9 protein-coding genes and 2 tRNA genes are annotated in these 10,984 nt (G+C 62.7%); 3 read left to right on the top strand and 8 right to left on the bottom strand.

The features are described 5' to 3' along the window. Window positions 1–5: 5 nt before the first annotated feature. Window positions 6–1,259, top strand: coding sequence for a recombinase family protein (locus ABWL39_RS15940; protein ID WP_367793417.1), 1,254 nt, complete (start codon window positions 6–8; stop codon window positions 1,257–1,259). Here ABWL39_RS15940 and ABWL39_RS15935 read toward each other — a convergent pair. The 3 genes from ABWL39_RS15935 to gluQRS form a co-directional block, all read right to left on the bottom strand. Next, window positions 1,219–1,294 (bottom strand) — tRNA-Glu (locus ABWL39_RS15935). The genes ABWL39_RS15940 and ABWL39_RS15935 overlap by 41 nt on opposite strands. Before the next feature lie 28 nt (window positions 1,295–1,322). Continuing rightward, a tRNA-Glu gene (locus tag ABWL39_RS15930) sits at window positions 1,323–1,398 on the bottom strand. 87 nt (window positions 1,399–1,485) lie between these two features. Beyond that, the gene (gluQRS, locus tag ABWL39_RS15925) at window positions 1,486–2,427 is read right to left on the bottom strand and encodes a tRNA glutamyl-Q(34) synthetase GluQRS (protein ID WP_367793397.1); all 942 of its coding nucleotides are present in this window, start codon (window positions 2,425–2,427) and stop codon (window positions 1,486–1,488) included. Window positions 2,428–2,542: 115 nt separating this feature from the next. Between gluQRS and fdxA the strand changes: the two genes are divergently transcribed. After that, entirely contained in the window at window positions 2,543–2,878 is a 336-nt protein-coding gene (gene fdxA, locus ABWL39_RS15920) for a ferredoxin FdxA (protein WP_367793394.1), read from the top strand. Window positions 2,879–2,923: 45 nt separating this feature from the next. Here the strand turns inward: fdxA and ABWL39_RS15915 are convergent, their stop codons facing one another. Next, window positions 2,924–3,286, bottom strand: a complete 363-nt coding sequence (locus ABWL39_RS15915) for a VanZ family protein (RefSeq protein ID WP_367793391.1) — start codon at window positions 3,284–3,286, stop codon at window positions 2,924–2,926. 61 nt (window positions 3,287–3,347) lie between these two features. On the opposite strand from ABWL39_RS15915, the gene mltB reads away from it, so the two are divergent. Then, window positions 3,348–4,454 (top strand): lytic murein transglycosylase B, encoded by a 1,107-nt coding sequence (gene mltB, locus ABWL39_RS15910; protein ID WP_367793388.1) that lies wholly within the window; start codon window positions 3,348–3,350, stop codon window positions 4,452–4,454. A gap of 27 nt (window positions 4,455–4,481) precedes the next feature. Here mltB and ABWL39_RS15905 read toward each other — a convergent pair whose 3' ends face one another. The 4 genes from ABWL39_RS15905 to ABWL39_RS15890 form a co-directional block, all read right to left on the bottom strand. Beyond that, on the bottom strand, window positions 4,482–5,891 hold the full coding sequence (locus ABWL39_RS15905; protein WP_367793385.1) for an EAL and HDOD domain-containing protein: 1,410 nt from the start codon (window positions 5,889–5,891) through the stop codon (window positions 4,482–4,484). A gap of 151 nt (window positions 5,892–6,042) precedes the next feature. After that, window positions 6,043–9,912, bottom strand: a complete 3,870-nt coding sequence (gene hrpA, locus ABWL39_RS15900; protein WP_367793382.1) for an ATP-dependent RNA helicase HrpA — start codon at window positions 9,910–9,912, stop codon at window positions 6,043–6,045. A gap of 132 nt (window positions 9,913–10,044) precedes the next feature. Next, window positions 10,045–10,500, bottom strand: coding sequence for an RES family NAD+ phosphorylase (locus ABWL39_RS15895; protein WP_367793379.1), 456 nt, complete (start codon window positions 10,498–10,500; stop codon window positions 10,045–10,047). Between the two features lie 17 nt (window positions 10,501–10,517). Then, the gene (locus tag ABWL39_RS15890) at window positions 10,518–10,913 is read right to left on the bottom strand and encodes an antitoxin Xre/MbcA/ParS toxin-binding domain-containing protein (RefSeq protein WP_367793375.1); all 396 of its coding nucleotides are present in this window, start codon (window positions 10,911–10,913) and stop codon (window positions 10,518–10,520) included. Window positions 10,914–10,984 lie beyond the last annotated feature (71 nt).

The raw sequence follows: 10,984 nt of genomic DNA, 5'->3' as shown, positions 1-10,984 counted from the left end.
GCACCCTGATCGTCGAAGGTCTGGACCGGCTGTCGCGAGACCTCGTCGAGAGCGAGCGTATTGTCCGGCGACTGGAGCATCGTGGAGTGCGCATCATAGGTTGTGCCGACGGTTACGACTCGGAGCTTGCCGGCCGCAAGGTGATGCGGCAGGTGCGCAGCCTGGTCAACGAGCTGTATCTGGACGATCTGCGGCACAAAACGCATCGCGGACTTGCCGGGCGGGTCGATCGCGGTTTCCATGGGGGCGGTAAGTCTTTCGGCTATCGGTCCGTCCCTATTGACGGGGGGCACAAGCTCCAGGTCGACGCTGAACAGGCTCGCTGGGTGACATGGATCTTCGAGCAATATGCCCATGGCTGGAGCGTTCAAGCGATTGCCTATCAGTTGAACCAAATGGGCGTAGCGGCGCCCAGAGGCGGCACCTGGGCGGTCTCCTGCATTTATGGCAATCGACGCAAGGGCAGCGGCATCCTATGTAACGAGCTCTATGTCGGGCGTTATGTCTGGAACCGATCATTGTGGATGATCGAGCGCAACACCCACGAATCGCTGATCACCGAAGACGAAGCGCACATGCTGCTGAATCAGCTGCAGTGCCGTAGCCAAGCGGTGACACGGCAGCGCCGCAGCGTCTATCTGTTCGGCAGCCTGCTGCATTGCGGCTGTAGTGCCCGCATGGAAGGTAACGCCGGTTACTACTGCTGCAGCCAGTCTTGCGGTGCGCGTGGCATCAAACGCGACCCGCTCGACCAAGCCGTGCTGGCTGCGGTCCTGGATAAACTGGTGACGTTGGAAAGCCTCAGCGCCTTACGTGTTGAAATCGAGAAGCAGGTGCGTACGGTACAGCAAACCCAGGATAGCCAGGGGCAGGCACCCCAGCAGGAACTCAAGGCACTGGACAAGGAAATCTGCGAACTGACCGGCATGCTGACCGAAGTCAAGCACCGGCGCCCGATTCTGGAGCGGCTGGATCAACTGGAAGAACAGCATCTGGCACTGGCAAAACGGCAAACAGCAGCCAAGCTCATGACCGCCACCCCGATCGACCTATCGGATGCGGCATTGAGACGTTATGTTCAGGAGTTTCGCCACAATCTGGCGATGGGCGGTATCAAGCACCGCAAGGCGCTGGTACGAACGGTGGTGGAAAAGGCCGTGCTGAAAAACGGCATCTTGCATTTGCACCCAGCAACCGAAAAGATCACTGGGGTTAAGATGGCGTCCCCACGGGGATTCGAACCCCGGTTATCGCCGTGAAAGGGCGGTGTCCTAGGCCTCTAGACGATGGGGACATTGAGGCTATGTCTTGCTGCGGAGGTGTGGCGTCCCCACGGGGATTCGAACCCCGGTTATCGCCGTGAAAGGGCGGTGTCCTAGGCCTCTAGACGATGGGGACGCTACGTTTCCACGCTGCTGGGCAACGAGGAAGGCGCGCATTCTATGCTGGCATGTGGCGCGTGTCAACGCTTTTTTGATTTGATTGCTAGATGGCCCGGGCTTGGGTGGCGTCATCATAGTCGGGCTTGCTGGCTGTGTCGCCGGTGGGAACCTGCCTGATGTCCCAGTTGGCGATTGCCCATTGCCACAAACTGGGTAGGTCGGCCAGGTTGGCGTCGAGTGGTGGCTGCATGCCGAGAAAGCGCAGTGCGTCAGCCAGCGAAGCGGCTGCACGGGCGGCGTCGAGCGGCTTGGCGAGGTTCTGCTTGGAGAGTTTGTCTCCCTGGCGATTGAGCGCTAGCGGCAGGTGGGCGTAGCTCGGGGTGGGCACGCCAAGGCAGTGTTGCAGGTAGATCTGGCGTGGCGTGGAGAGCTTGAGGTCGGCGCCGCGCACGATGTCGGTGATGCCCGCGTCGGCGTCGTCCACCACCACAGCGAGTTGGTAGGAGTACAGCCCGTCGGCGCGCTTGAGGATGAAGTCGCCGATCTCGCTGCCCAATTGCTGGCTGACTGGCCCTTGAATCCGGTCGTCAAACTGGATTGACCCATCGGGGACGCGGATCCGCCATGCACGTGGCGTGCGCCCGGTGGCAAGCCCGTTGCGGCAGGTGCCGGGGTAGACCAGGCCCTCGATTCCGCGTGTTGCCGAGTCGGCGATTTCCTTGCGCGTGCAGGCGCAGCCGTAGGTCAGGCCTGCGACGTCGAGTCGGGCGAGCGCATCGGCGTAAGCTGCGTTGCGTCGGCTTTGATAGACGACTTCTTCGTCCCATTCGAAGCCGTGAGCTTCCAGCGTGCGCAATATGTCGTCAGCCGCGCCTTTGAGCTCGCGCGGCGGGTCGATGTCTTCGACGCGGAGCAGCCACTGGCCATTGCGCGCGCGGGCATCCAGGTAGCTGCCGACTGCTGCGACGAGCGAGCCGAAGTGCAGTGGCCCGGAGGGCGTCGGGGCAAAGCGGCCACGATACGGTTTGTGCGATGGAGAAGGCATCTGCGGCTGGCTGGCAAATGAGGGCGGCATAAGCATCAGGAAATCGGCCGCATGATGCGGTGATTCTGCTAAAATCAAGCACTGACGCCGACTTAGCCGTATGTAAGGAATCTCAATGACCTACGTTGTAACCGAATCCTGTATCAAGTGTAAATACACCGATTGCGTCGACGTATGCCCGGTGGATTGTTTCCGCGAAGGCCCTAATTTCCTGGTGATTGACCCGGATGAGTGTATCGACTGCACGCTGTGTGTCGCAGAGTGCCCGGTAGAGGCTATTTACGCTGAAGACGATGTGCCTGCGGGGCAGGAGCACTATATCGACCTGAACCGCGATCTGTCGAAGAACCCGAAGTGGACTGTGATCGTCGAGAAGAAAGATCCGCTGCCCGACCACGAGCAGTGGGCCACGGTGAAAGACAAGTTCAACGAGCTTGATCGTAACGAGTAAGCCCGCACTTGGCGTGGCGCCGAACGAGCCCTGCAGATGCAGGGCTCAGTTTTTTGTGGCGAGCCGCAGTACGCATTCCACCCATATTCCCAGCCGTGACTGCACCAGCAACCAGCCAATGGCCACACCGGTGCTGTTGGCGAGCATGTCCATGGTGTCGTAGGTGCGATACGGCGTCATGCCCTGCAGGAACTCGATGGCGACGCCCATGCCGACCAGCAGCCCGGCGATCGTGAGCCGCCGCCCGAGCCCGGGGTAGAGCAGGGCGAACCAGAACATCGGGAAGGCATAGGCGGTGAAATGTTCGACCTTGTCGAAATTGCTGATGTCGATCTGGGGCGGGCTTGGGGTCAACGAGCCGTAGCACACGAGAGCGAGCCAGCCCCAGCCCATCGCCAAGCGTGCCAAACGTAGCTGCTTGCTTGAAATCATCGTGCCATAATAGCGTAAAAACCAGCACTGGCGCCGCATGACGCACTCCCTCCTGAATCGTTACCTACTCCCTTTCCTGATATTTGTTTGCGTCTTAGCGCCGGCCAGAGGCGATGGCGGCAACGATGGCAGCCTGAGCGAGCGCGACGACGTGCGGGCCTTTATCGAGCAGATGGTCGAGCGCCACGGTTTCGAACGGACCTGGCTGCAGGATCTGTTTGGCGCCGTGCAGATCAAGCCGTCGATCATCGCCGCGCTGGACAAACCGGCGACGTCGCGCCCGTGGTACCAGTTCCAGGGTAATTTCCTGAATGAGCACAAGACGCGCGAAGGGATCGCTTTCTGGCGTCAACACAAGGCTTGGCTGGACAAGGCCCGTGCCGAGTACGGCGTGGCGCCCGAATACGTAGTGGCCATCCTGGGGGTGGAAACGGGCTATGGGCGCAATGCCGGCGGTTTCCGCGCCATCGACGCATTGAGCACCATCGCTTTTGATTACCCGCGTCGCGCGGACTATTTCAAGGAGCAGCTGGAAAACTTCCTGCTGCTCGCCCGCGAGGAAAACCGGGACCCGCTCGACTTCAAGAGCAGCTATGCCGGCGCATTGGGCATGCCGCAGTTCATGCCAGCCAGCTTCCGCGAGTTTGCCGTCGATTTCGATGCCGATGGTCAGCGTGATATCTGGCGCAACCCGGCCGATGCGATCGGCAGCGTGGCTTACTACTTCAAGAAATATGGCTGGCAGGCTGATGCCCCGGTAGCGGTCAGGGCCGAGGCAGAAGGCGACCAGGTGGCGGCCTTGCTGGCCGACAAATTCAACCTGCACTACAGCGTGGCGGAGTTGGCCGAACGTGGGGTGAAGCCGGTGGAAGCGCTGCCCATGGGCGACAAGGCCGTGCTGTTCATGCTGGAAACCGAGCCCGGTGTGAACGAATACTGGCTTGGACTCGGCAACTTCTACGCGATTACGCGCTACAACCGTAGCGTCAATTACGCGATGGCTGTCAATCTACTGGCCCACCGCCTGCGTGAGGCCTATGAGCACCCCGAAACGCTGGCGCCAGAGCCAGCCAGATCAACTGTCGTGGGCAAGCGGCATGCTCAGTCCCAAGCCCGCCACAAGCCGGCCAAACGCGGACGTTGAGTGACGGCCGGTAGCCCCGGTCAGGGTTTATTCGTCCTCGAAGCGATTGGCCCAGACGATTGCCTCGATGTGCTCCCGGTTGACATCCTGCTCCGTCAGCGTGAGTGGCCCGGCAAGCGCAGCCAGTTCTTTCGGCGTTGCATTTTCGCAGGCGATGGCCAGCTGCAGGTAGGCGAAACACGGGCCGCTGTCGTGCAACAGGGCATCCACCACATCCTGCGGCAGATTGAGGTAGCCCAGGGCGCGATGCATTGGCTGTTTCAGCAACACGTCGAGCAGCGAAAAGATTCCCGTCAGGAACAGGGTGGTCGATTGTGCCTCGCCCAGGCTGGGCTTACCGATCTGTTCCATGAAGCGGGCCCGGATCAGCGCATTGTCGAGCAGCGCGAACTCCTCACCCAGATCTTCGCCCGAGACAAACAGCAGCAGCGATAGCCAGCCATAGAGCTTGTCGCGGCCGATCACCATCACCGCCTGTTCCGGCGTCTCGACCTTGGCGCGCAGCCCAGTGAGCGGACTGTTGACGAAGCGCAGCAGCTTGTACAGCAGCACCGGGTCGCGCCGTAACGTGTCGGCGATGGCGGTGCTGTCGACCTCCTGTTTCACCTTGTTCAGCAGTTCGATGATGCGCAGCTTGCTGGCCTCGATCGGCTTGTCTTCCCACGGCTCGCGCGAGGTGACGAATGGCCCCTGGAAATACTGGACCTGCTGGCTCAACGCCGCACTGTCGTAAACGGCATTGAATTCTTCGTGCAGGACGATGTTCTTGGCCAGCAACTGGATCGCCGGCCGCTCGCCCAGAATGGCGCCGATCGGCGAGGCGATGTCGGTGTCGGTCGGGCGGCTCAGGTCGATTGCCAGAAAATCGACCTGCTGGTAGACCTCCAGATCGGCGAGCTCGAAACGGCCGTCGAACACCGCGCAGATACGGAAACCGCGTTGGCGCAGGTCGGTGATGCGTGCGCGAACATCCTCGAATGGGGTGGCGCGGAACAGTTCAAAATCGAAGCTCAGCACGCAATGTGCGGCGGAAAGATCGTCGATGCCCTTGTCGTTCAGCGATTCGAGCGCAAACAAGGGGATGAAGGCCATGCGCTTGCCGAGCAGGCGATCGATACCCACAGCCAGCATGTGGGCGATCAGGGCGATGTCGTACAGACGGGCGATGGCGCTGGTCTGCAGCTTGACGCGCTGGGTCAGCGAACGGTGCAGCATGAATTCGTAGCCGGCCACGCGCTGGTCCCGATCCAGTACGGCCTCGCGGCACAGAAACGCGCGTTCTTCACGCAACTGACCGTTGATCGAGAGTGCCGGTTCGTCCTGGTGCTCGTCCGGCTCGTTGATCAGTGGCGAGATCGAGTTGAGTTTCTCGAAGCTTGCACGGTCTTCGGCTGGGGTGGATTTGCTGCTGCGGCGCTGGAAAAATCGTTCAAGCATTGTCGTTATCGCTCTGGTCCGGTCATGCCGTTCGTTCATCGGTCGGTGGCGAAGCTTATCGGGCGCGCAAGCACACTACGCCAGGATATATGTCAATCTTAGCCCGAGAGGCCGATTTTACAAGCGTTCGCGGGCCTGGCCGCCGCCTTGCTCAACGGCCTAATTCGTCATCCCAGAATTTGTTGAGGCGCTTCAGCGATACCGGGAAGGGGGTCTTGAGCTCTTGAGCGAACAGTGACACACGCAGCTCCTCGATCAGCCAGCGGAAGTCTTCGAGCTTGGGTTGATCCACGCCGTTCTTGCGGTTGCGCTCCTGCCGCTGCAGGTAGCGCGCCCATAGCTCGTTGACCTCGGCGCTGCGCTGCTGGTCGCGTGCCTGGGCATTGGCGTATTTTTCGAGCCTGACGCGCAAGGCCTTGAGGTAGCGCGGCAGATGGGCGAGCTGCGCCCACGGAGTCGCGTGGAAAAAGCCCTTGTACACGAGCCGCTGCATCTGCTCGCGCAGCTCGGCCATCGGTTTTTGGTTGCCGGCGAGCTTGAGCACATTCTGCTGGTATTCGGTGGCGATCTGTCCAAGCAACTGCATCGCGCCCTGCGTCACGGCCGGCAGGCGCGTCTTGGCCTTCTGGCGCAGCTCTGTGAAGGCCTTGTCGTTGCGCGGCAGGTCTTCATCGCCGATGAAGGCACGGTCGGTGATGGCGAGCAGCACATCGTCCCTGAGGTCGTCGGCATTGGCGACGGCACGCAGCTGCATGGCGATCTGCGTGAAATTAGGCAGTGATTTCTCCAGCTGCTTCATCTGCTCCTTGAGCTCCAGCCTCATCAGCCGCCGCACGCCGGCACGCATGGCGGCCTGTGCCTCGAGTTCGGTGTCGAACAGGCGGATCGCGACCGACTCGCCGTTATCCTCGAGCGCGGGATAGCCGGTCAGCTGCTGCTTGCCCTTGTTGAAGGTGATCTTCTCGGGCAGGTCGCCGACATCCCATTTGGTGATGCCTTCGCGCTCGATCGACGGGGCATTGTCACGGAAGGTGAGCTGCGCCGCCTGGCCGAGCTGCGCTTTCAGCGCGTTGAGGTCGCGGCCCATCGCCAGCTCGTTCCTGGCGTCGTCGACGATGCGGTAATTCATGAAGCTGTGAGGCGACAGCTCCGCCAGATTCCAGTCGCCATGCACCACGCTCTGCCCGGTGCGCTGCTGGACGTAGGCACCGAAGGCATCGAGCAGCGGGCCGTCGCCGATTTTCATTGACGTCATCGCGGCGGTAACGAAGTCGGGTACCGGCACGCAGTTGCGGCGTATCGCCTTGGGCAGCGATTTGATCAGGCTGGCGAGCTTCTCGCGCAACATGCCCGGCACCAGCCAGTCGAACTGTTCGGGCTCGAGCTGGTTGAGCAAGGCCAGCGGCACGCTGATGGTGACGCCGTCGAGTGCGTGGCCGGGCTCGAAGCGGTAGCGCAGTGGCAGGCGCACGCCATTGATGTCCATCGCCTCGGGGTAGAGATCGGCCGTGACCTGGTTGGCGCCGTGGCGCATCAAGGCCTCGCGCGTCATCCACAGCAGCTTGGGCTGCTGTTTTTCTGCCTGCTCGCGCCAGGCCTCGAAGCCGGCTGCGGTGCAGATGTCGGCCGGGATCAGCGCGTCGTAGAAGGCGAAGATCTGTTCGTCATCCACCAGCACATCGGGCCGACGGGCCTTGTGTTCGAGCTGCTCGATGTCGCGGATCAGGTGCTGGTTGTGCTGGTAGAAGCCGCCTCGCGTGATCAGCTGGAACGTCGCCAGCCCCTCGCGGATGAACAGCTCGCGTGCCTCCTGCGGGTTGATGCGGCCATAGGACACATTACGGCGCGGCACGATAGGCAGGCCGTAGAGCGTGACGCGTTCCCACGCCACCACTTCGCCGCGGTCCTTCTCCCAATGCGGCTCGTAGTAGTGGCTCTTGCACAGGCTGCCGGCGACCGGCTCGACCCATTCCGGCTCGATTTTGGCTACACAGCGCGCGTAGAGCTTGGTGGTCTCGACCAGCTCGGCGGTCAGTACCCATTTCGGCCGTGACTTCTTCAGCCCCGAGCCGGGGAAGATGCTGAACTTGATGCCGCGTGCGCCCAGGTATTGCTCGTCCTCTTGCTGCTTCATGCCCAGATTGCCCAGCAGGCCCGACAGCAGGGCCTTGTGCAGCTGTTCGTAGGTGGCCGGCTTGTCGTTGAGGCGGTAGCCCATGTCGGCCACGATACCGGCCAGCTGGGCATGCAGCTCGCGCCACTCGCGCAGGCGCAGGTGCGACAGGAAATGCTCGTGGCACAGATTGATCAGCTGCTTGTTCGACTTCTTGTGCTTGAAGGCCTCATCGAAGAAGTCCCACAGCTTGAGGTAGGCCAGGAAATCCGACCGCTCGTCGGCAAAGCGTGCCTGGGCGCGGTCGACAGCCTCGCGCGCCTCGTAGGGGCGCTCGCGCGGGTCCTGGATCGACAGGCCGGAGGCGATGGTGAGTATTTCGGCGAGGCAATGCTCGTCGCGGCCCGCGATCAGCATGCGGCCGATTTTCGGGTCGACCGGTAACTTGGCAAGCTCGCTGCCGAGTGGGGTCAGGCGGCGTTGTTCGTCGACCGCGCCGAGCTCCTGCAGCAGCTGGTAGCCATCGGCGATCTGGCGCGACGAGGGCGGCTCGATGAACGGGAACGCCTCGACCTCGCCGAGCTTGAGCGCCTCCATGCGCAGGATGACGTTGGCGAGCGACGAGCGCAGGATCTCAGGATCCGAGAACGGCGGGCGGGCATTGAAGTCGTCCTCGTCGTAGAGCCGCACGCAGATGCCTTCCGCCACCCGGCCACAACGGCCGGCACGCTGGCGGGCGCTGGCCTGGCTGATCTTCTCGATCTGCAACTGCGTGACCTTGCCGCGCGGGCTGTAGCGGTTGATGCGCGCGAGCCCCGTGTCGATCACGTAACGGATGCCGGGGACGGTCAGCGAGGTCTCCGCGACGTTGGTAGCCAGCACGATGCGGCGTGCGCCGGACGGCTTGAAGATGCGCTGCTGGTCCTCGACGCTGAGGCGCGCAAACAGCGGCAGCACCTCGACGCCACGCATCGCATGCTTGCGCAGATGCTCCGCGGTATCGCGGATCTCTCGCTCACCGGGCAGGAAGACGAGGATGTCGCCGCCACCCTCGCGCATCAGCTCGTCCACCGCGTCGACGATGGCTTCTTCCATGTCTTCCTCGCGGTCGTCCTCGTCCTTGGTCTGCAAGGCGCGGTAGCGTACCTCGACCGGGTAGGTGCGGCCCGAGACTTCGATCACCGGTGCACCGTTGAAGTGCTGGCTGAAGCGTTCGGCGTCGATGGTGGCCGAGGTGACGATCACCTTCAGGTCGGGCCGGCGCGGCAGCAGCTGCTTCAGGTAGCCGAGCAGGAAGTCGATATTGAGGCTGCGCTCGTGCGCCTCGTCGATGATGATCGTGTCGTAGGCGTTGAGAAAGCGGTCGCCCTGTGTCTCGGCGAGCAGAATGCCGTCGGTCATCAGCTTGATGTGGTTGCGCTCGCTGATCTTGTCATTGAAGCGCACCTTGTAGCCGACCGCCTCGCCGAGCGGCGAGCTGAGTTCCTGCGCGATGCGCGATGCCACTGAGCGCGCGGCGATGCGGCGCGGCTGGGTATGGCCGATCAGGCCGGCGACGCCACGCCCGAGGTCGAGGCAGATCTTGGGTAGCTGCGTGGTCTTGCCCGAGCCCGTTTCGCCACACACGATGACGACCTGATGTTGCTGGATGGCTGTGCGAATCTCGTCGAGCCGCTGGTTGACGGGCAGAAAGTCGTCGAAGGCCGGGCGCGGCAGGGTTGCCAAGCGCCGCCGATAGCCGTCGAGCGAGTGGCCGATGGCGGTTTCCAGCTCCTCGTGCATGCGGTCGGACGGCTTGCCTTGCTTGAGCCGTGCATCGAGCTCGCGCAGGCGCCGGCGCAGGTTGGGCCGGTCTTTCTGCAGACAGGAATCGAGACGGGAGCGAAGTTCGGACAACGTGCTGGGCATGAGGTGAAACGGGCCGGAAAAAGCGGCAATTCTAGCACAGCGGGCCCTCGGCCCTTTGCGGCTACAAGGCCGACGAGACGGGGCGCGGGCAAGGTGAGTGCCATGCCGTTGGCGGGCGCCCGGCGGTGCCGTTCAGCTGCGAAACAGGCGTGGATCGAAGGGATAACGGGCTGATGCAACGACGCGGCAACCGCGCGCGTCGGGATGAAGCGGGTTGAACAGCACATTGTGCGTGTGCGGCACGATGGCGCTTGGCACATGCAGCAGAGCAGAGGCATGGTCGCGCAGCCAGCGGTCGCCGATGCGGCGGGTGAGCAGGGCCTGCCTGTCCCAGTCGTCGGTCAGTATCGACGGATCGAGATCGAGCCGGCTGACTTGCGGCGGCACGTCGATCTGCAGCAGCTGGTAGGCCTTGGGCAGCGCGCGCGGGGAATCGAGCTCGAGGTGGACCAGTATCTCGAGCAAGGCGCTGGCGGGCGACGTCGCGAGGTAGACGATGGGACGCCCCTGGCTGTGCCAGCGTGCAGCACCCAGCAGCCCGCCGGTGCCGGCCAGATCGGCATGGTTGCTGATACGCCACAGGGTCAAGGCTGAGTGGGTGGGAGTCAGGCTGCGTAACCTTCGTCGATCTGGATCAGGTAATGCTCGACGAGGCGTGCGCCGACATCGGTATGCAGCATGTCCAGCGGCGTCTTGCCGGCAAAGCGGCGAAGCGGCTTTCTGAGCCAGGCCAGGGCGGCATCGTGGTCACCCCACACCGTTTCGGCCTGAGCGATGACACGTGCCAGCCGCAGCGCGCGCTCGCTTTCTTCCGGGCTCAATGGCTCGCCCTTGCTCTGGCGATGCTGCAAGGTGCGTGCGGGGGCGACCAGATCGCTTATCTCGCTGCGCTTGATGCCGGCGGCGGTGAGGGTGTTGACTGCGGCGATAGGCAGCCCGGCGACGATCTGTTCGGCCACGTTCAGCTCGTCGCTGAATTCGACTGAGAGCAATTCGGCCACACGAGAGTAATCGTCAGCCGCATAAACGGCTGCTGGCTCAGAGAGGGTTTGGGTGGTGTACTGGCTCATGG

It is taken from the genome of Chitinivorax sp. PXF-14, assembly GCF_040812015.1.
Lineage (GTDB): Bacteria > Pseudomonadota > Gammaproteobacteria > Burkholderiales > SCOH01 > JBFNXJ01.
Note: the sequence above shows the minus strand (reverse complement) of the source record. Positions and strands in the feature narration are given on the sequence as shown.

Excerpts from the sequence above, each read along its gene's own strand:
- gluQRS (WP_367793397.1), bottom strand. The coding sequence starts at position 2,427 with ATGCCTTCTCCATCGCACAAACCGTATCGTGGCCGCTTTGCCCCGACG.
- fdxA (WP_367793394.1), top strand. The coding sequence starts at position 2,543 with ATGACCTACGTTGTAACCGAATCCTGTATCAAGTGTAAATACACCGAT.
- mltB (WP_367793388.1), top strand. The coding sequence starts at position 3,348 with ATGACGCACTCCCTCCTGAATCGTTACCTACTCCCTTTCCTGATATTT.
- ABWL39_RS15905 (WP_367793385.1), bottom strand. The coding sequence starts at position 5,891 with ATGCTTGAACGATTTTTCCAGCGCCGCAGCAGCAAATCCACCCCAGCC.
- hrpA (WP_367793382.1), bottom strand. The coding sequence starts at position 9,912 with ATGCCCAGCACGTTGTCCGAACTTCGCTCCCGTCTCGATTCCTGTCTG.